The organism is Arthrobacter ramosus (assembly GCF_039535095.1).
GTDB lineage: Bacteria > Actinomycetota > Actinomycetes > Actinomycetales > Micrococcaceae > Arthrobacter > Arthrobacter ramosus.
In genome coordinates, this window is the sequence record NZ_BAAAWN010000001.1 from 2,158,243 (window position 1) to 2,178,332 (window position 20,090).

General features: G+C 64.5%; 20 protein-coding genes. All 20 read right to left on the reverse strand.

Features of this window, described 5'->3' with window-relative positions:
- Positions 1-34: 34 nt before the first annotated feature.
- Positions 35-1,264, reverse strand: a complete 1,230-nt coding sequence (gene metK / locus ABD742_RS09975) for a methionine adenosyltransferase (protein WP_234754218.1) — start codon at positions 1,262-1,264, stop codon at positions 35-37.
- A 92-nt stretch (positions 1,265-1,356) separates the two neighbouring features.
- Positions 1,357-2,604, reverse strand: a complete 1,248-nt coding sequence (coaBC, locus tag ABD742_RS09980; RefSeq protein ID WP_234754219.1) for a bifunctional phosphopantothenoylcysteine decarboxylase/phosphopantothenate--cysteine ligase CoaBC — start codon at positions 2,602-2,604, stop codon at positions 1,357-1,359.
- Between the two features lie 27 nt (positions 2,605-2,631).
- The gene (gene rpoZ, locus ABD742_RS09985; protein ID WP_028267125.1) at positions 2,632-2,892 is read right to left on the reverse strand and encodes a DNA-directed RNA polymerase subunit omega; all 261 of its coding nucleotides are present in this window, start codon (positions 2,890-2,892) and stop codon (positions 2,632-2,634) included.
- A gap of 39 nt (positions 2,893-2,931) precedes the next feature.
- On the reverse strand, positions 2,932-3,504 hold the full coding sequence (gene gmk, locus ABD742_RS09990) for a guanylate kinase (RefSeq protein ID WP_234754220.1): 573 nt from the start codon (positions 3,502-3,504) through the stop codon (positions 2,932-2,934).
- 31 nt (positions 3,505-3,535) lie between these two features.
- Positions 3,536-3,862: an integration host factor, actinobacterial type gene (gene mihF, locus ABD742_RS09995; RefSeq protein ID WP_234754221.1), complete on the reverse strand. Its 327-nt coding sequence runs from the start codon at positions 3,860-3,862 to the stop codon at positions 3,536-3,538.
- A gap of 109 nt (positions 3,863-3,971) precedes the next feature.
- Positions 3,972-4,883, reverse strand: coding sequence for an orotidine-5'-phosphate decarboxylase (gene pyrF / locus ABD742_RS10000; RefSeq protein WP_268819624.1), 912 nt, complete (start codon positions 4,881-4,883; stop codon positions 3,972-3,974).
- Positions 4,876-8,196 (reverse strand): carbamoyl-phosphate synthase large subunit, encoded by a 3,321-nt coding sequence (carB, locus tag ABD742_RS10005; RefSeq protein ID WP_234754222.1) that lies wholly within the window; start codon positions 8,194-8,196, stop codon positions 4,876-4,878. Before carB ends, pyrF begins: the two co-directional genes overlap by 8 nt.
- Positions 8,196-9,473 (reverse strand): glutamine-hydrolyzing carbamoyl-phosphate synthase small subunit, encoded by a 1,278-nt coding sequence (gene carA / locus ABD742_RS10010; RefSeq protein WP_234754223.1) that lies wholly within the window; start codon positions 9,471-9,473, stop codon positions 8,196-8,198. Before carA ends, carB begins: the two co-directional genes overlap by 1 nt.
- Positions 9,454-9,972, reverse strand: coding sequence for a PH-like domain-containing protein (locus ABD742_RS10015; RefSeq protein WP_234754224.1), 519 nt, complete (start codon positions 9,970-9,972; stop codon positions 9,454-9,456). Before ABD742_RS10015 ends, carA begins: the two co-directional genes overlap by 20 nt.
- Positions 9,972-11,330: a dihydroorotase gene (locus ABD742_RS10020; protein WP_234754225.1), complete on the reverse strand. Its 1,359-nt coding sequence runs from the start codon at positions 11,328-11,330 to the stop codon at positions 9,972-9,974. The genes ABD742_RS10015 and ABD742_RS10020 overlap by 1 nt, the downstream gene beginning before the upstream one ends.
- The gene (locus ABD742_RS10025; protein ID WP_234754226.1) at positions 11,330-12,343 is read right to left on the reverse strand and encodes an aspartate carbamoyltransferase catalytic subunit; all 1,014 of its coding nucleotides are present in this window, start codon (positions 12,341-12,343) and stop codon (positions 11,330-11,332) included. Before ABD742_RS10025 ends, ABD742_RS10020 begins: the two co-directional genes overlap by 1 nt.
- On the reverse strand, positions 12,340-12,921 hold the full coding sequence (pyrR, locus tag ABD742_RS10030) for a bifunctional pyr operon transcriptional regulator/uracil phosphoribosyltransferase PyrR (RefSeq protein WP_234754227.1): 582 nt from the start codon (positions 12,919-12,921) through the stop codon (positions 12,340-12,342). The genes ABD742_RS10025 and pyrR overlap by 4 nt, the downstream gene beginning before the upstream one ends.
- A gap of 197 nt (positions 12,922-13,118) precedes the next feature.
- On the reverse strand, positions 13,119-13,529 hold the full coding sequence (nusB, locus tag ABD742_RS10035; RefSeq protein ID WP_234754228.1) for a transcription antitermination factor NusB: 411 nt from the start codon (positions 13,527-13,529) through the stop codon (positions 13,119-13,121).
- Positions 13,529-14,092 carry an elongation factor P gene (efp, locus tag ABD742_RS10040; RefSeq protein WP_028267136.1) on the reverse strand — a complete coding sequence of 188 codons (564 nt, stop codon included), beginning with the start codon at positions 14,090-14,092 and terminating at the stop codon, positions 13,529-13,531. The genes nusB and efp overlap by 1 nt, the downstream gene beginning before the upstream one ends.
- 155 nt (positions 14,093-14,247) lie before the next feature.
- Positions 14,248-14,769 carry a tetratricopeptide repeat protein gene (locus tag ABD742_RS10045; protein WP_234754229.1) on the reverse strand — a complete coding sequence of 174 codons (522 nt, stop codon included), beginning with the start codon at positions 14,767-14,769 and terminating at the stop codon, positions 14,248-14,250.
- Positions 14,766-15,857 carry a 3-dehydroquinate synthase gene (aroB, locus tag ABD742_RS10050; protein ID WP_234754230.1) on the reverse strand — a complete coding sequence of 364 codons (1,092 nt, stop codon included), beginning with the start codon at positions 15,855-15,857 and terminating at the stop codon, positions 14,766-14,768. Before aroB ends, ABD742_RS10045 begins: the two co-directional genes overlap by 4 nt.
- Positions 15,854-16,420 (reverse strand): shikimate kinase, encoded by a 567-nt coding sequence (locus ABD742_RS10055; protein WP_344787815.1) that lies wholly within the window; start codon positions 16,418-16,420, stop codon positions 15,854-15,856. The genes aroB and ABD742_RS10055 overlap by 4 nt, the downstream gene beginning before the upstream one ends.
- A complete protein-coding gene (gene aroC, locus ABD742_RS10060) occupies positions 16,420-17,619 on the reverse strand; it encodes a chorismate synthase (protein WP_234754232.1) in 1,200 nt (399 codons plus the stop codon). The genes ABD742_RS10055 and aroC overlap by 1 nt, the downstream gene beginning before the upstream one ends.
- Before the next feature lie 29 nt (positions 17,620-17,648).
- Complete coding sequence (locus ABD742_RS10065) at positions 17,649-18,518, reverse strand: shikimate dehydrogenase (protein ID WP_234754233.1); 870 nt, start codon at positions 18,516-18,518, stop codon at positions 17,649-17,651.
- The gene (gene mltG / locus ABD742_RS10070) at positions 18,515-20,083 is read right to left on the reverse strand and encodes an endolytic transglycosylase MltG (RefSeq protein ID WP_268819628.1); all 1,569 of its coding nucleotides are present in this window, start codon (positions 20,081-20,083) and stop codon (positions 18,515-18,517) included. Before mltG ends, ABD742_RS10065 begins: the two co-directional genes overlap by 4 nt.
- Between the last annotated feature and the right edge of the window lie 7 nt (positions 20,084-20,090).

Sequence of the window (20,090 nt, forward strand, 5' to 3'; positions counted from 1 at the left end):
ACCGACAATGCCGGCTCTGGCTGGAGCAGCCAAGTCAGGCGTTGAAGAATTCTTTCAGTTCGTCCACGCGGTCCAATCGTTCCCACGTGAAGTCCGGCTCGTCGCGGCCGAAATGGCCATGCGCCGCGGTCTTTGCGTAGATGGGGCGCTTGAGGTCGAGAGCGTCGATGATGGCGCGCGGACGGAGATCGAAGATCTCCGCAATCGCTTCGCTGATCTTGGCCGGGTCGACAGTCTCGGTACCGAAGGTTTCGACGTACGTGCCTACTGGGCGCGCCTGGCCGATCGCGTAGGCGATCTGGATTTCGGCCCGCTTGGCCAAGCCTGCGGCTACGACGTTCTTCGCTACCCAGCGCATCGCGTAGGCCGCCGAGCGGTCCACCTTCGACGGATCCTTGCCGGAGAAGGCACCGCCGCCGTGGCGGGCCATGCCGCCGTACGTGTCAACGATGATCTTGCGGCCTGTCAGCCCGGCGTCGCCGACGGGACCGCCGATGACGAAGGCACCGGCCGGGTTCAGGATGTTCGCGACGTGGGAGATGTCCAGGTTGGACACAGCCAGGACGGGCTCGATCACGTGCGAGGCGAGATCGGCGCGCAGGCGATCGAGGTGGGTCCCTTCGGCGTGCTGGCTGGAGATGACCACCGTTTCAACGGAAACCGGACGGTCGCGGTCGTATCCGACCGTCACCTGGGTCTTGCCGTCAGGACGGAGGTAGGCCAGTTCGCCGCTCTTGCGGACTTCGGTGAGACGCTCGGACAGCCGATGGGCGAGCCAAATGGGCGTCGGCATGTAGGACGGGGTCTCGTCGCTCGCGTAGCCGAACATGATGCCCTGGTCACCGGCGCCCTGGAGGTCGTAGTCGTCCTCCTGGCGGCCTTCGCGGGCTTCGAGCGAATTGAAGACGCCACCGGCTATGTCGTTGGACTGCTGTCCGATGGAGACAGACACGCCGCAACGGGCGCCGTCGAAGCCGTTGGCCGACGAGTCGTAACCGATGCCGAGGATGGTCTCGCGGACGATCTGCGGGATTTCAACATACGCATCCGTCGTGACTTCACCGGCTACGTGCACCAAGCCTGTGGTGGCCATGGTTTCAACAGCCACGCGCGACTCAGGGTCTGCGGCCAGGAGCGCATCGAGGATGGCGTCGCTGATCTGGTCGCAGATTTTGTCCGGGTGCCCTTCCGTGACCGACTCTGAGGTGAAGAGCCGGAGCTTGGACGGGATGCCGTGGGATTCATGGTGCAGCGGTAAAGTCACTCGACTACCTTACTCGGTTGGGGGCGGCCGGCTTCCGCCGTATGTCCCTATGCTAAGGATGGACCAGCTAAGCAATGAGCCTCACCCGGCGCCTAGCTGGCCGGGTGTACCCGGCTCAGTTCAGTGCTGATGCGGTCAATAACAGCGGCGGCGACGTCGGATTTGGAACCTGCCGCCGACTGCGGCGCCGCGCCATGGCCGGAGAGAATGATCACAGAATTCTGGTCCTGGCCGAACACGCGCCCGACGCCTACCTGGTTGACCACTAAAAGGTCACAGCCTTTGCGTTTGAGCTTGGCGGTGGCGTGCTCCAGGACGTTGCCGTCCTCGTCCCCGGTTTCGGCCGCAAATCCGATGATCAACTGCGTGGATGCCTCAGCGTCGCGACGTACCACCAGCTCATGCAGAATGTCCGGGTTCTGCACGAGGCGCACCACGGGGGCGTCGTTGCCGTTGACCTTCTTGATTTTCGTGTCTGAAACTTCGGCGGGGCGGAAGTCCGCGACGGCTGCGGCCATGATCACGACGTCGGAGCCGACGGCGGCTTCCAGCGCGGCGTCACGGAGCTCCAATGCGGATTCAACCTGGATCAGCTCGACGCCCGCAGGTGCCTGTACTTCCATGTGGGCAGCGAGGAACCTCACGTGGGCGCCTGCGTCAAGGGCCGCGGCGGCCAGCGCAACACCTTGCTTGCCTGAGGACCTGTTCCCAAGGAACCGGACTGGATCCAGGGACTCCCTGGTGCCGCCGGCGGAGATCGTGACGGTGCGCCCGGCCAGGGGTTTCGGGCCAGCAAGCCGGGTTGAGGGCGAGGAGGCGTCGACCAAAGCCATAGCGGCTGCGAAGATGGCTTCCTGCTCGGGCAGTCTGCCTGGCCCGGAGTCCGCGCCTGTGAGCCGGCCCACTGCGGGTTCCAGGACGGTGATGCCCCGGCTGCGCAGTGTTTCCACGTTCGCCTGGGTGGCTTGGTTGTGCCACATTTCGGTGTGCATTGCGGGAGCGAAAAGCACCGGGCCGTGGGCCATCAGGAGTGTATTGGTCAGCAGATCCCCCGCTTGGCCGGTTGCTGCCTTGGCCAGCAGGTCGGCAGTCGCCGGGGCGACCACGATGAGATCCGCCTCATGACCGAGACGGACGTGGTTGACCTTCTCCACGTCGTCAAAGACGCTGTTGCTCACCGGATTGCCCGAGAGGGCCTCCCATGTAGCCACGCCGACAAACCGGTTGGCGGCCTCCGTGGGAATGACCGTGACATTGTGTCCGGCCTCAGTAAAAAGCCGGAGGAGCGATGCAACCTTGTAGGCTGCGATCCCTCCCCCGACTCCGAGGACTATGCGCACGTGACCTCCGTCAACAGGCAGTCTGTTTTACTCTGCGGGCTCGATGGGAGTGGAAACCAGCAGGCCTTCGTTGATCTCGCGCAGGGCGATGGAAAGCGACTTCTCGTTCAGCTTCGTGTCGACCAGCGGGCCAACGTATTCGAAGAGGCCCTCGTGCAGCTGTGCGTAGTACGCGTTGATCTGGCGCGCGCGCTTGGCGCCGAAAATCACCAGGCCGTACTTTGAATCGGCAGCAGCAAGCAGCTCGTCGATCGGCGGGTTGATGATGCCTTCAAGGTTCGTGGACACGAATTCTCCAAATTCTAACGGGCTGACAAGTGCTAGCGCTTAGCGCTGGTGCGGGGTAAGCCCCATGAGTGAAACAAGCTCGTCCGCTGCCCGGCGTACGTCGTCATTGATGACGGTGTGGTCAAACTCCGGTTCAGCGGCAAGTTCCAGTTTAGCGGTTTCCAGCCGCCGCTGCTGTTCCTCCGGAGTTTCGGTGCCGCGTCCCACCAGGCGGCGGACCATTTCGTCCCAGCTGGGCGGAGCAAGGAAGACGAAGTTGGCGTCCGGAACTGCCGCCTTGACCTGGCGGGCGCCCTGCAAATCGATCTCCAGCAGCACGGACCTGCCTTCGGAGATGGCAGCGTCCACGGTGCTGCGCAGCGTGCCGTAGCGGTTCTTTCCGTGGACGACGGCCCACTCAAGCAGCTGGCCGTCCTCAACGAGTGCGTCGAATTCCTCGGCGGACTTGAAGAAGTAGTGGACACCGTCTGTCTCCCCCGGCCGCGGAGCACGGGTGGTGGCTGAAACCGACAGCCAGACCTCGGGGTAATTGTCCCGGATATACGTGGATACTGTTCCCTTGCCAACGGCAGTGGGGCCTGCGAGGACGGTCAGTCCCGGATTCTTGCTCACATCGTCCTTCGTGGAGAGGCTGCACTTCTTTTTAAACGCTGTATTTGTCTTCCATAAAATCTATCAGCGACCGGGACTGGTGAATTCCCAGGCCCCTGAGCCTGCGTGAAGGGGCGATTCCAATCTCCGCCATGATGGCCGCCGCCCGGACCGGGCCAATGCCTGGGACAGCCTCGATCAGCTCGGAAACACGCATGCGGGCGATAGCCTCGTCAGTCTGCGCCGACTTGATCAGCCGGGCAATGCTGAGTTCGCCCGACCTGAGCTGTTCCTTCGCGAGAGCCCGTCTTGCCCGGGCTCTCGCTGCCTTTTCCAAGGCATCGGAACGTTCCTCTGGTGACAGAGCCTTTAAGGTCACTGACACATCCCCCTTTGGCCGGCATCGAGTGCGTTGCGGATTGGACTGATCCCGAAGCTATCGCGTGGTCAGTGCGGAGCGCAATGCATTGGACCCACGAAGATCAGGCTCAGCCTTTCAGCAAGCCATCGCGGGTGGCCTCCGTGGCGGAACGCAGTCCGGCAATCGTTGGACCAGCCGCGAGGATTCCGCGGCTCGACGTCGCCAGGACCGCCGGGTACGCCGCGCCGAAAGTGGAACGCAGATCCGCGGGCGTGGCTCCTTGCGCGCCCAGTCCGGGCGCCAGGATGGGCCCGTGAACGGCGTCGAGGTCCAGCCCAAGTTCCACGAGCGCCGCGCCAATCGTGGCACCCACCACGAGACCGACCGAGCCCAGACCCGCAGGCCCCATGGCGCCCGCATAGCGGCGGTTTTCCTCGGCCGCAGCCTCGGCAATCCGCCGAGCCACCGATTCCGAACCGCCAACATGCTGCACGGACTTGCCCTCGGGGTTGGACGTCAGGGCGAGCACGAAAACACCGCGGCCGGACTCGGCCGCGAGGTCGAGCGCCGGGCGCAGCGACTCGAAGCCGAGGTACGGGCTCAGGGTGACCGAGTCTGCTGCCAAGGAGGAGCCATCCCGTAGCCAGGCGTCGGCATAGGCAGCCATCGTGGAACCGATGTCTCCGCGTTTGGCGTCGGCGATGCTCAAAACTCCGGCATCGGATGCGGCCGCAAGGGTCCGCTCCAAGACCGCCATGCCTGCGGAGCCGTGACGCTCATAGAGCGCCACCTGCGGTTTTACCGCGGCAGCGAGCGTCGCCACGGCCTCCACGACGGTGAGCGAAAAGCGCTCCAGGCCGGCGACGTCGTCGTTCAATCCCCAGTCCGCCAGGAGCCCCGGGTGCGGGTCAATGCCGACGCACAGGGGGCCGCGGGCGGCCATCGCGGCAGCCAGGTGGGAACCGAACGGCTGTCGGGGCCCCGAGCTAAGAACAGCCCGCGCAAGGGGACGCTGCCCGGCTGCCGCAGACTCAGGCATTGACGGCCTCGGCTGCCGCGGCCTTGGAAGCTGACAGCGCCGCGGCGTGCTCCTGCAGGCTCGTCACCGACCACTCGTAGGTGCGCAGTGCCTCGATGGCCTGCACGGCGGCGTTGAACTCCGCAACGGTGGTGATGCAGGGGATGCCGATGGACGTAGCGGCCGCACGGAGTTCGTAGCCGTCGCTGCGGGCTTCGCCGCCGGAAGGCGTGTTGAAAACCATGTCGATTTCGCCGGCGATGATGAGGTCCGCGATGGTCCCTTCGCCTTCTGCGCTGCTGCCTTCTGCGACCTTGCGGACCGGGGTGGCCTGGATGCCGTTGCGGCGCAGGACATCCGCGGTGCCGCCCGTGGAGACAATCTCGAAACCGAGATCGGACAGGCGCTTGACGCCCATGATCACGGAACGCTTGTCGCGGTTGGCGACAGAAACGAAGATCTTGCCTTCGGTGGGCAGCGCGTTGTTGGCTGCGGCCTGGCTCTTGGCGAAAGCGGTGTCGAAGTGCTTGTCGATGCCCATGACCTCACCGGTGGAGCGCATTTCCGGGCCGAGCAGCGAGTCCACAACCTTGCCTTCCGGAGTCCGGAAGCGGCTGAACGGCAGCACGGCTTCCTTCACCGCGACAGGCGCGTCGAGCGGCAGGGTAGAACCGTCGCCCGTCTCCGGCAGCATCTTGTAGGCGCTGCGCAGCTGGTTGATGGTGACGCCCGTACCGATCAGGGCCGCAGCCTTGGCCATTTGCACGCCCGTTGCCTTGGAGACGAACGGAACCGTACGGGAAGCACGCGGGTTGGCCTCCAGCACGTAGAGCACGTCGGAAGCCAGCGCGAACTGGATGTTGATGAGGCCACGGACGCCTACGCCTTCAGCGATGGCCCGGGTGGCCGTGCGGACGCGTTCAATCACGTTGCTGCCGAGGGTGATGGGAGGCAGGACGCATGCGGAGTCACCGGAGTGGATGCCGGCTTCTTCGATGTGCTCCATGATGCCGCCGAGGTACATATCCGTACCGTCGAAGAGCGCGTCGACGTCGATTTCGACGGCGTCCTCAAGGAAGCGGTCGATCAGCACCGGGTGGTCCGGGGTGATTTCCGTGGCGTTGGCGATGTAGCGGGAGAGGTTGGCTTCGTCGTAGACGATTTCCATGCCGCGGCCGCCAAGCACGTAGGACGGACGGACGAGGACCGGGTAGCCGATTTCGTCGGCGATCTTCTTGGCGTCTTCGAAGGACACGGCGGTGCCGTTCTTCGGGGCGATCAGTCCGGCCCGGTCAAGCACGCGGGAGAACATGCCGCGGTGCTCGGCAAGGTCGATCGCTTCCGGCGAGGTGCCCAGGATCGGCACACCGGCGTCTGCCAGCTGCTGTGCGAGCTTGAGCGGGGTCTGGCCGCCGAGCTGCACGAACACGCCCATGACGCCGCCGGTGCGCTCCTCTGCCGCGATGACTTCGAGGACGTCCTCCAGTGTCAACGGTTCGAAGTAGAGGCGCGTGGAGACGTCGTAATCCGTGGAGACGGTTTCCGGGTTGCAGTTGACCATGACGGTTTCGTAGCCGGCCTTCCGCAACGCCATGGAGGCGTGGACGCACGAGTAGTCGAACTCGATGCCCTGGCCGATGCGGTTGGGGCCCGAACCCAGGATGATGACGGACGGCTTGGAGTGCAGGCCGACCTCGTCCTCTTCGTCATATGACGAGTAGTGGTACGGGGTGTACGCGGCGAATTCGGCGGCACAGGTGTCCACGGTCTTGTAGACCGGACGGATGCCCAGGGCCTGCCGGACGCCGCGGACAACCGCCTCCGGGTTGTGGGTCAAGGCGCCGATCTGCTCATCCGAGAAACCGTGGCGCTTGGCGTTGCGGAGCATGTCTTCCGTCAGGGCGCCGGCTTTGCGGATCTCGTGGGAGGTCTCGTTGAGCAGCTGCAGCTGGTCCAGGAACCACGGATCGATCTTGGTGGCGGCGTAGAGGTCCTCAATCGAAGCACCGCCGAGCAGGGCGCGCTGGACCTGGTGGAGGCGGTCCGTCGTCGGGCGCTTGGACTTCTCGATGAGTTCCGGAACTTCCCATTCGGGCACGTGGCTGAAGTCCAGCTGCGAACCCTTCTGCTCAAGGGAGCGAAGGGCCTTCTGCAGGGCCTCCGTGAAGTTGCGGCCCATGGCCATGGCTTCACCGACGGACTTCATGGTGGTGGTCAACGTGTTGTCCGCGGCCGGGAACTTCTCAAACGCGAAGCGCGGAACCTTGACGACGACGTAGTCGAGCGTCGGCTCGAACGAAGCCGGCGTCTTCTGGGTGATGTCGTTGGGGATCTCGTCCAGGGTGTAGCCAAGGGAAAGCTTGGTGGCGATCTTGGCGATCGCGAAGCCGGTGGCCTTGGAGGCAAGCGCCGAGGAACGCGAAACACGCGGGTTCATTTCGATGACGACGACGCGTCCCGTGTCCGGCTCGATGGCGAACTGGATGTTGCAGCCGCCGGTGTCGACGCCGACCTCGCGGATGACGGCGATGGAGATATCGCGCAGCCGCTGGTACTCGCGGTCCGTCAGGGTCAGGGCCGGGGCAACGGTGATGGAGTCGCCCGTGTGGACGCCTACCGGATCGAAGTTCTCGATGGAACAGACAACAACGACGTTGTCGTTCTTGTCGCGCATCATCTCCAACTCGTACTCTTTCCAGCCGAGGATGCTTTCTTCCAGCAGGACCTCGGAGGTGGGGCTGTACTGCAGGCCCTGGCCCACGATGCGGCGCAGGTCCTCCTCGTTGTACGCCAGGCCCGAGCCCAGGCCGCCCATGGTGAAGGACGGACGGACCACCATAGGGTAGCCGAGGTCCTCCGCTGCAGTCAGTGCTTCATCCATGGTGTGGATGATGTGGCTGCGGGCCGACTCGGCGCCGCAGCGTTCCACGACGCCCTTGAACTTCTCGCGGTCCTCGCCGAGTTCGATCGCGGCAATGTTGGCACCGATGAGTTCGACGTTGTACTTCTCGAGCACGCCGTTCTTGTCCAGGGCGATGGCCGTGTTGAGGGCCGTCTGTCCACCCAGGGTGGGCAGGAGGGCGTCCGGGCGTTCTTTGGCGATGATCTTTTCGACCACCTCGGGCGTGATGGGCTCGACGTAGGTGGCATCGGCGAACTCGGGGTCCGTCATGATGGTGGCCGGGTTGGAGTTCACGAGGATGACGCGCAGGCCCTCCTCTTTGAGCACCCGCAGGGCCTGGGTTCCGGAGTAGTCGAATTCGGCTGCCTGGCCGATGACGATCGGGCCGGAACCGATAACGAGGACGCTCTTGAGATCTGTACGCTTTGGCATTACTTGGTGTCCTCGTTCTTCGCGGAGTTCGATGTCTGAGTGTCGGCGGCCTGTGCGGCGTCCTGGCCGTTCTTCGTGCTCTCCATCAGGTCGATGAAGCGGTCGAAGAGGTAGGCGGCGTCGTGCGGTCCGGCCGCGGCTTCGGGGTGGTACTGGACCGAGAAGGCCGGGATGTCGAGGCAGGCGAGTCCTTCGACGACGTCGTCGTTGAGGCTCACGTGGCTGACCTCCACGCGGCCAAAGCGCTCTTCGGGAGCCATCGTGGCGCCGTCCATGGGAGCGTCGACGGCGAAGCCGTGGTTCTGCGAGGTGATTTCGACCTTGCCCGTGCGGCGGTCCATCACCGGCTGGTTGATCCCGCGGTGGCCGTACTTGAGCTTGTAAGTACCGAAGCCGAGGGCCCGGCCCAGGATCTGGTTGCCGAAGCAGATTCCGAAGTACGGCATCTTCTCGTCGAGCACTGAGCGGAGCAGCTTCACCTGCGCGTCTGCGGTGGCAGGGTCGCCAGGGCCATTGGACATGAAGAAGCCATCAGGGTTGACTGCCTTGACGTCTTCCAGCGTTGCGCTGGCCGGCAGGACGTGGACGCGTACGCCGCGTTCGGCGAAGCGGACCGGGGTCATGGCCTTGATGCCAAGGTCGATCGCGGCGATGCTGAATTTCGGCTCGCCGTCCCAGCCGTGGTCCGCGGGTTCGACGACGTATGCCTTGTCAATGCTCACTTCTTCGGCCAGGCGGGCGCCTTCCATGGGAGCGCTGGCCAGGACGGTGTCCAGGAGTTCCTTGTCGGTGGCCTTGGCTGCCTCGCCGGAGAAAATTCCTGCGCGCATGGTCTTGTGCTCGCGCAGGTGGCGGGTGATGGCGCGGGTGTCTACGGCCTGGATGCCGACGATGCCCTGTTCAACGAGCTCTGCGTCAAGGCTGCGCTCCGAGCGCCAGTTCGAAGGGCGTCGCGCGGCGTCGCGGACCACGTAGCCGGCCACCCAGATGCGGCGGGACTCGGCGTCTTCCTTGTTCACTCCCGTGTTCCCGATGTGAGGAGCCGTCTGGACCACCAGCTGGCGGGCGTAGGAGGGGTCCGTGATGGTTTCCTGGTAGCCGGTCATGCCGGTGGCGAAGACCGCCTCGCCGAGCGCCACGCCCGTGGCGCCGTAGCTGCGGCCACGGAACGTTCGGCCGTCTTCGAGGACCAGCACTGCCGCGGAGGACTCTGCTGGGTTGGTATTGCCTGTCACTGCGTTGGTGTCCGTCACTTTGTTACTTTCCACTATCGGCATCTGCCTGGGGGGCTGCAGAGATCAATTCTTGAAGTGCTTCGAGGAGCGGTTGCTTGTCGGCGGCGTGCCTGGTCCTGAATCCGGTATCGAGCTCATGTTCTCCGAGCATCCAGCTCAAGACCACGAGTCCATCCTTCTCCACAAACTTGCCTGCCATCCCGTTGGCGCTGCCGCAATCTGTCACGGCTTCCGCCGGAACGAATAATGGCGCGGTCCCCTTCCGGTCGAAGAGGACGCCTTCCGAATGCACGCTTATTTCCGCGTTCCCGCGGAAGCCAAGCCCGTGGACGGCGACCCGGTCAAGCCAGTCTCCCGCCGTCGTCGTGGCCACGTACTGGCCTTCAGTCACAACGCCCGCCGGGCTGAGCCTTTCAGGCACTTCGGGAAGCTGCCCGAGGCCGGCCTGGCGCTTGAGCCTGCCGCGCCAACCTATCGCAATGAGTCCGGCCGCGACCGCGGCAAGGACCACAACGAGGAGCAAGGAAGCAAGTTTGTCCATCAGTTGCTGCCAGCGCCGGCAGGATCCGCTGCGTGGCGGTACGGCGTGTTGAGCTTGCCGTCCAGTACGGTCGGGTGGCCCTTGAAGAAGGTGGCGACGACGGCGCCCGGCAGCTCTTTGCCCGCAAAGGGTGAGTTCCGGCCCATGGTCGCCATCTTATGCGGATCCACTGTCCACCGGGCAGCCGGGTCCACGAGGATCACGTTGGCGGGCTCGCCGGGCTCGAGCGGACGTCCCTGATCTGCCACGCGGCCGATGGCCGCCGGGACCGTGGACGTGACGCGGGCGAAGTCGGCCCACGTCATGAGCCCGGTTTCGATCATGGTTTCCTGGACTACCGAGAGGGCAGTCTCCAGCCCCGTCATGCCCATGGCCGCCTGGGCCCACTCGCACTCTTTGTGCTCGCTCGGATGCGGGGCATGGTCCGTACCGACGACGTCGATGGTGCCGTCGGCGAGTCCGGCACGGAGCGCCTGGACATCGGCGTCGGTGCGCAGGGGCGGGTTGACTTTGTAGACGGGGTCGTAGCTGCGGACCAGTTCGTCGGTGAGCAACAAGTGGTGGGGCGTGACCTCGGCGGTGACGTTGATCCCCCGTTCCTTGGCCCAGCGGACGATTTCCACCGATCCGGCGGTGGATACGTGGCAGACGTGGAGGCGGGAGCCGACGTGCTGGGCCAGGAGGACATCCCGGGCGATGATGCTCTCCTCGGCAACCGCGGGCCATCCGGCCAGGCCGAGAACCGCGGAGACGGCGCCTTCGTTCATCTGGGCACCCGCGGTGAGTCGGGGTTCCTGCGCGTGCTGGGCCACGACGCCGTCGAACGCCTTGACGTACTCGAGGGCGCGGCGCATCAGCACTGGATCGTGGACGCAGATTCCGTCGTCGGAGAAGACCCGGACCTGGGCGCGCGAGTCGGCCATGGCGCCGAGTTCGGCGAGCTGCTCGCCGGCGAGCCCGACCGTGACGGCACCCACCGGACGCACATCCACCCAACCGGAGGCGCGGCCCAGGCTGTGGACCTGCTCGACGACGCCGGCGGTGTCCGCCACCGGGTTGCTGTTGGCCATGGCGTGGACCGCGGTGTAGCCGCCAAGGGCTGCGGCGCGGGTACCTGTTTCAACGGTTTCCGCGTCTTCGCGGCCGGGTTCACGCAAGTGGGTGTGGATGTCGACCATACCGGGAAGTGCCACGAGGCCGGCGGCCTCGATGACGGTGGCACCTTCGGCGGAAAGGCCGATGCCGCGCTCAGCGATGACGCCGTCGCGGATCAGCAGGTCCTCGGCGTCGCCACCCAGGATGGCCGCGCCGCGGATCAAGTAGACAACGCTTGCTGTGCCTGTTGCGGTCTCGGTCATCAGTTGCTCTCCTTTTCGGAACGGGCGGTGCCCGGCATGGGTGCGGCTTCACGGGAGTCCCCCGAGAGCAGCAAGTACAGTGCAGCCATCCGGACCGACACGCCGTTCCGGACCTGGGCCAGGACGGTGGAGCGCGGCGAATCGGCGGCGGCGGAAGAGATCTCCAGTCCGCGGTTCATGGGGCCGGGGTGCATGATGATGGTGTCCTTGAGCCCGAGTTCGTCGAGGGCGCGGAGGCGGGCATCGTCAAAGCCCCAGCGCCGCGAATACTCGCGGGTGGAGGGGAAGAAGGAAGCGTTCATGCGCTCACCTTGGACCCGGAGCATCATCATGGCGTCCACTCCGGCCTCGAGGGTCTCGTCGAGGTTGTAGCTGACCTTGCAAGGCCACTGTTCTACGCCGATCGGCAGTAAAGTGGGCGGGGCTACGAGTGTTACTTCCGCGCCAAGGGTGCGCAGGAGCCACACGTTGGAGCGGGCGACGCGGGAGTGCAGGACGTCGCCGGCGATGGCGACGCGCATGCCCGTGAGGTCTGCGCCCGTGGACGCCGAGCCGTGCAATTTGGACCAGTGTCGGCGCATCGTGAACGCGTCCAGGAGAGCCTGCGTGGGGTGTTCATGGGTGCCGTCCCCGGCGTTGATGACGGCGGCGTCGATCCAGTCGGTCGCGGCCAGGCGGTGCGGCGCCCCGGAAGCCCAGTGGCGGATGACTACGGCATCGGCCCCCATGGCTGCGAGGGTCTGCGCGGTGTCCTTGAGGGACTCGCCTTTCGAGACCGAGGAACCCTTGGCGGCGAAGTTGATGACGTCGGCGGAGAGCCGCTTCGCTGCTGCCTCGAAGGAAATGCGGGTGCGGGTGGAGTCCTCGAAGAAGAGGTTGACCACGGTGCGGCCGCGCAGGGCGGGCAGCTTCTTGACCTCCCGGTCCCCTACCGCCGCCATTTCCTCGGCGGTGTCCAGGATCCGGATGGCGTCCGCGGCACTCAGGTTCTCGGTGGAGAGCAGGTGTTTCATGCGCCTGCCTCGATCACTACTTCATTGATGGGCTGACCATCCACGGAATCGAATTCTTCAAGGTGGACCCGGACTTTTTCCGAGGAAGACGTCGGCAGGTTCTTGCCGACGTGGTCCGCGCGGATCGGCAGTTCGCGGTGCCCGCGGTCCACGAGGACGGCCAGGCGGACGATGCGTGGCCTGCCGAGGTCGATGATCGCGTCGAGGGCTGCCCGGATGGTGCGTCCCGAGTACAGGACGTCATCGATAAGGACAACAACCTTGTTGTCGATGCCGGACAGCGGCAGCTTGGTGGGGTATGGAGGCCTGGCGGGCTGGTGGGAAAGATCGTCTCGGAACATGGTGACGTCCAGCTGACCGACAATTGCGGAGGCGTTGACGGATGGATCCGCGGCGGCGATTTTTTCTGCCAGCCGAACCGCCAGCGGATAACCGCGGCGTGGGATGCCCAAAAGAACCAGATCCTGGGAACCCTTGTTGGCTTCGAGGATCTCGTGGGCGATACGAGTGAGCGCGCGGTCGATATCCGCGTGGTTGAGAACAACCCGGGACGGCACCGGCGCAGTGACTTCAGTCATCGCTCGTCTCCCCTTTCCCCGCCTCACGGGACGGAATTAAAAAAGGAACATTTGCTCTTCAAAATTACCACAGGGGCGACGCCCGGCAGGCGCGCTCCGGAGCTGGGCGATGCGTTTTAGCTCACACCCCGGTAATGCGAAGGGCCGGTGCCCACAGTTTCCTGTGGCACCGGCCCTTCGCATGCTTTCCGCGCCGCCTAAGCGAGCAGGGAAGGCTTCAGCGTCTGCAACCGTCCGAGGAGACCGTTGATGAACGCAGGAGATTCGTCGGTGGACATGACCTTGGCCAGTGCCACCGCTTCGCTGACGGCCACGCCGTCCGGGACGTCGTCGTTATAGAGGAGTTCCCAGGCGCCGATCCGGAGGATGATGCGGTCGACCGCCGGCATCCGCTCCAGGGTCCAGCCCTGGGCGTAGGTCTGCAGGAACTCGTCGATGGTGGGCTGCATGGCAACCACGCCTTCCACGATGTCCATTGTGTACGGGTTGATTACGAGGTCGGTCATTTCCCGGCGGGCCTTCAAGACCTCGAAAGCGGAGGCGGAACGCTGCTCCGCCTCGAACAGTACCTCGAGGGCCCTGCTACGGGCCTTACCACGGGCGCTCACTAGTCGTTGACCCGGCCCAGGTAGCTGCCGTCGCGAGTGTCTACCTTGACCTTGGTGTTGTTCTCAACGAACAGGGGCACCTGGATCTCGTAGCCGGTCTCAAGGGTAGCTGGCTTGGTTCCAGCGGAGGAGCGGTCGCCCTGCAGGCCCGGCTCGGTGTAGGTGATTTCAAGGACAACGCTCGGGGGCAGCTCGATGTAGAGCGGGGTGCCCTCGTGGATGGCAATGTTGACCATCTGGTTTTCCAGCATGAAGTTGGTGGCGTCGCCTACCGTGGCACCGGAAACCGTGATCTGGTCGAAGTCCTGGGTGTCCATGAACACGAAGTCCGCGCCGTCCTGGTACAGGTACTGGTAGTCGCGGCGGTCAACCGTGGCAGTTTCGATCTTGAGGCCGGCGTTGAAGGTCTTGTCGACCACCTTGCCCGACATGACGTTGCGCATCTTCGTGCGCACGAACGCGCCGCCCTTGCCCGGCTTGACGTGCTGGAACTCAATGATGTTCCAGAGCTGGCCCTCGAGCTTCAGCACGGTTCCGTTCTTGATGTCATTTGTGGTTGCCACTAGTATCCTCTGGTTTCTCTCACTGGTTCTAGCTACGCCTTCTGGCTCCAGCCGACTATGCCAAGCAGGCATGCCTTGACGGCAGCCAGCGCGTATTTATCAAAAATCCAAAGTCCATTCTACCGGCAAAATGCGCCACGCCTTCCGCGCCCTTGTCAGGAGGCGAACTCGAGGACGTTCCGGGCGCGTTGCAGGGCCACAGCCGAGGAGTAGATCAGGGAAGCGTCAGCTGCCAAGGCAACACGCAGGTCCAAGGCCCTGGTAAACGACTCTGCTGCGGCGACGTGATTGCCGGCCACAAAATAGGCCCGCCCCAAATACTGGTGGACGATCGGTTCTTTGGCGGTCCCGTGGACTTCGCCCAGTAGCTGGCGGAAGAGCTCCACGGCACGGTCAAAGCGGTTGGTGGCACGGTGCAGTTCGGCCTCAAAGATCCGCAATTTGAACGACTCGGGATCGTTGTAGCGCGCCTCGGCCAACAACTCGGCGGCTTCGCCCGGGTGGCCTTCGAGCATGAGCGCCATGATGCGGTCAGCCGGATCGCTGGACTCGGCCAGTGCGGACTGCATGACTTCCTCGTTGACGATAGCCGGCAGGAGCGTATCCGGATTGGTGCGCACCCCGGGGAATCCGCCCGTGGGCCAATCACTGATGCTGCTGAAGGTCTCGGTGGTCATGATGCGATCTCCTGGTAGGCAGCGAAGAGCAGCGAGGTGTCCGGTACGTCGAGGATTCCGGGCTTGGCCACGCCGTCGAGCACCACGAAACGCAAGAGGTCTCCTCTGGACTTCTTGTCACGGCGCATGCCGTCGAGCAGGCCCTGCCAGCGGTCCCGGCGGTAGGTGACCGGCAACCCGAGTCCCTCAAGGATGGTGCGGTGCCTGTCGGCATCGACGTCGGAAAGCCGCCCGACGCTGCGGGCAAGCTCAGCGGCAAACATCATGCCGACCGAAACCGCTGCGCCATGCCGCCACGAGTAGCGTTCCACGAGTTCGATCGCATGGCCGAGCGTGTGCCCGTAGTTGAGGATTTCACGAAGGCCGGATTCCTTGAGGTCCTCGGAAACCACCTTCGCTTTGACGGCAATGGCACGTTCGATGAGCTCGCGGAGCACGGCCGAGCCTGGATCGGTGACTTCCTCCGGCTTGTTTTCGACGAGTTCCAGGATGGCGGGGTCGGCAATGAAGCCGCACTTGATGACCTCTGCCATTCCGGAGATCAGCTCGTTCCTGGGCAGCGTCTGGAGCGTGTCCAGGTCCGCGAGGACAGCCGCGGGCGGGTGGAAGGAACCCACCAGGTTCTTGCCTTCTGCCGTGTTGATACCGGTCTTACCGCCTACTGAAGCGTCCACCATGCCAAGGAGGCTCGTGGGCATGTGGATGACCTTGACACCGCGCAGCCAGGTGGCAGCGACGAATCCGGCGAGGTCGGTGACCGCGCCGCCGCCGACCGCCACGATGGCGTCGGAGCGGGTGAAGTCGTTCTGGCCAAGCACTTGCCAGCAGAAGGCGGCGACCTGGATGTGCTTGCCTTCTTCGGCGTCAGGGATCTCAGCGGTGAGGGCGGTGAATCCGGCAGCCTCAAGTTCGGCACGGACCGTATCGCCCGTAAGTCGCAGGGCACGCGGGTGGACCACGAGTACCCGCCTGACACGTTCCCCCAGCTTCGCGGGAAGGGTCTCCAAGAGGCCGCGCCCGACGACGACATCGTAGTTCTCGTTGGCGGACTGGCCGCTGACCTTGATGACAGTTGATTCGTTGCTCACTTTTGCACTTCCTCTTTCAAGGCCGCGTATTCACGCAGTCTTTCCTCCACGTGGAGGGCGATTTCCGCCACGGTCCCGGACCGGACATCGACGGTGACATCTGCCAAGCGTTCATAGACTGGACGCCTTGCAGCAAACAGGGCTTCCCAACGCGCCATGGCGTCGCCCGCCAGGAGCGGCCGGCCAGTGTTGCGGGCGATGCGTTCGGCTACCGTCTCCGCATCGCACTCGAGATAGACGACGGTGCAGTCACCCAGCAGCTGCTGCGTACCGGAATCGAGCACCGCACCCCCGCCAAGTGAAACAACCCCGCCGTTGACGTTCGCGGTTTCGACAGCACGCGCCACAGTCCGGGCCTCGATCTCCCGGAAAGCGTGCTCTCCGCGACCGGCGAAGATGTCCGCGATGGTTCCGTGGTGCTCAACAATGACGACGTCCGTGTCCACAAACGGCACGCCCAATTGCTGGGCGAGCTGGTGGCCAATGACTGACTTACCGACGGCCATCGGTCCCACCAAAGCTATCGCAGGCCCGTGACCGGCGCCCGAGGTACCGCGGACCACTAGTGGCCGACCGAGTCCAGGTTTGCCGGGATGCTGTCCAGGTAACCCCGAAGGTTTCGTGCGGTTTCAGCGACGGAGTCACCGCCGAACTTCTCAGCGACGGCTTCGGCCAGAACCAAGGCGACCATGGCCTCGGCAACGACACCTGCAGCCGGGACGGCACAGACGTCGGAGCGCTGGTGGTGCGCTTTGGAGGCTTCACCGGTGCTGACGTCGATGGTCCTCAATGCACGCGGGACGGTGGCGATGGGCTTCATGGCGGCGCGGACACGCAGGACTTCACCGATGCTCATGCCGCCTTCAATGCCACCGGCACGGTTGGTCTTGCGGACGATCCGGCCGGTCTCGTCCTTGACGATTTCATCGTGCGCGGCGGAGCCTCGGCGTGCCGCGGTCAGGAAGCCATCGCCGACTTCGACGCCCTTGATCGCCTGGATGCCCATCAGGGCGGCAGCCAGGCGGGAGTCGAGGCGGCGGTCCCAGTGCACGTAGCTACCGAGTCCCGGCGGAAGGCCGTAGGCGAGGACTTCGACAACACCGCCGAGGGTCTCGCCTTCCTTGTGTGCTGCGTCAACCTCGGCCACCATGGCGTCGGAGGTCTCTCGATCGAAGCAACGCAAAGGATCGGCATCGAGGGCCAGAACGTCGGACGGCAGAGGCAGCGGACGGCCCTCGGGCACGGTCACGCTCGCGATGGATACGGTGTGGCTCACGAGCTCAATCCCAAGCTGCTTCAGGAATTGCGAGGCAACCGTACCCAAAGCGACACGCGTGGCCGTTTCCCGGGCGCTGGCGCGTTCCAGGACAGGGCGGGCCTCAGGGAATCCGTACTTCTGCATGCCGGTGAAATCTGCATGTCCGGGGCGCGGACGGGTCAAGGGCGCGTTCCGGGCTTGGTCTGCGAGAAGCGCGGGGTCCACCGGGTCGGCAGACATGATCTGCTCCCATTTGGGCCATTCGGTGTTGCCGATCTGGATCGCGACGGGGCCGCCCTGCGTCACGCCGTGCCTGACGCCGCCAAGGATGCTCACTTCGTCCTGCTCGAACTTCATCCGGGCGCCGCGGCCATAGCCGAGGCGGCGACGCGCCAGGGCGTCACGAATTTCCCCGCTGGTGAGTTCCACACCGGCGGGGACGCCTTCAACAATTCCGAGCAGTGCCGGGCCATGGGATTCACCGGCAGTCAACCAACGCAACATATATCCAATCCTGCCATGTAAGGCCCTTACTAGACCCGTCGGGGGAGCCCGACTGAGTCGCACATCACATCTATGACATCGGCGGTGACGTCGGCTCCGGAAAACAAGCGGATTTGCTCCACGGCTTGATAGAGCAACATCTCGAGCCCTGGAACCACCACTCCGCCCCGCGAATGCCATGCTTCGGCAATGCGGCTGGGCCATGGATCGTAGGCGACATCGAGCAGGACACCCCAGTCATCGTCGGGAAGCGTGTCGTCGTCGGGAAGCTGCTCGAGCCGCGCTGCGATGCCGTCCGCCGCCCGCGGCGGAAGTGTGGAGATCACCAGATCGGCTCCCGCCATGCCTTCAGCTGCTTCAGCCAGCGGCCGGAGGTGAATGGAAAGCCCGACGGCGGCTGCCGCGGCTTTCGCCTCGGCGGCCCGCCCGGCGTCGCGCACGAAGACGTCAACGTGTTTCGAACCGAGCTCCCGAAGCGCTGCAATAGCCGCCGCGGATGTCCCGCCGCCACCAAGGACCGCGGACTTCGGCTGCTCCGTGACGCCTGCATTCCTGACGGCTTCCACGATGCCGGCCACATCCGTGTTGTGGCCGACCCGCCGCACGCCGTGCCCGGAGTCTTCAAAAGCAACCGTGTTGATGACACCCAAGAACGCGCCGGCCCCGCGGACCTCGTCGACTTCGTCCACCATGGCGGTCTTGAGGGGCATGGTGACGGACAAACCGCACCAGTCGTCGCCGGCTTCAAGGCCCGCCATGAAGGCCGGGAGCCGCTCAACGGTTACGTCGATCGCCGAGTATTCAATGTCGAGCCCGAGCTTCGCGTAGGCCGCGCGGTGGAGTGCTGGTGACTTCGAGTGGCTGATGGGGTGCCCAAGTACGGCAGCACGTCTACTCACACGCACCGTCCCGCGTTGGCCGCACACCACGCGTTGTACTGGTCAACGTACTTGAGGTGTTCCGCCAGCGTGCTGGAGAACTTGGTTTCCTTGGTGTCGAGGTTGATGGTTACCCAATAGAGGTAATTGTTGGCCGTCGGCTTCGCGGCAGCATCGATCGCCGTCTTGCCGGGTGAACCAATGGGGCCGACCGGAAGGCCTACGTTGGCGTAGGTGTTGTAGGGGTTGCTCTTGTCAGCCTTCTGGGCATCGGTCAGGTGGAAGGTCTTGGTACCCAGGCCGTAGGTAACGGTGGCATCCGACTGGATGAGCCCGTTCGTCTCGGTGTTGCCCGGCTTGAGCCTGTTGTAGATGGCGCCGGCCACGTTGCCGTAGTCGGCCTGGCCGCCTTCGGCCTGCACGATGCTGGCCACCGTGATGGTCTGGTACTGCTTGGCGGGATCCGTGACGCCCTGGGCCTTGAGCTCATCGGTGGTGGCCGTGACGAGCTTCTGGAGTATGTCCTTGGCAGAGGTTCCAAGGGGGAAACGGTACTCCCCCGGCGCCAGGAAGCCTTCCAGGTTCTTTGCCGGGGCAGGGACGCCGAACTGGGCCGGTGAGTCGCTGAGCGCCTTCAAGTCGGACAAAGGTATGCCCGAACCCTTGGAGATCGCATCAAGGGATTCACCGATTCGCAATCCTGCACTCAGCGCGAAGTACATGACCTTGGAAGAATCCTTGCCGAGGAGCACATTCACCGCATCGGAGGTCTTCATTTGCGTTTTGAAGGTGAAATCACCGGGTGAGAGTTCACCCCCGGCAGCAGTGAAGGCCGCCACGAAAGTATCCGCGTCGGCAATGACGTGCTGGCTCTGAAGGTTGGTCGCGACCAGTTTGGGGCCGGAGCCCGGGGCCACAGTGATGGTGACCGAGCCGGTGCCCGGGCCAGGGTAGTCGCTGACCTTGTCCATCCCGAGCAATGGCTTCAGGAATTGCGCCCCAACGGCAACCGCTGCGACGAACACCGTGAGGGTGAGCAGGAGCGCGACAAGACGGCGGCGCCTGCGGACCTTCTTCGAGCGGGCCTTTGGCACAGGAGTCGCAGTTGCCATGAGGTCATGGGCGTCGTGCTCATCATGGACTTCGTAGTCGAACTGGGGATCGTGGTGCTCATAACCTTCGTCATGGGCCTGCAGTTCGTGGAACTCGTCACCGTGTGCGACATCGAAGCTGTGAACAGGGTCATGTTCCACGGCATCAGGGTGCAGAGCATCGTGCTCGACGCCCGGCTCCGCTGTGTCGAAGGGCTGCACTGTGTCGAAGGGCTGCGTGAGGTCTTCATGCGAAGCATCGTGCTGCTGCACGTCCTCTTCGGGCTGGACCGTTTCGCTGTGCACACCTTCGTCGTAGAGGCCAGAGGCGTGGGTGGTCGCTTCCTGGGCCGCCGGCGCGTAGTCGGGGACGTATGCCGGCTGCGGCTTCGGGACCGCGACAGGTTCAAAATGGACAGGCACAGGTGGTGGCAGTACCTCCTGGTTCTGCGTCTCCAGGAAGCGTTCCCTGGCACGGATTTCACGACGAGTCAGGGGCTGG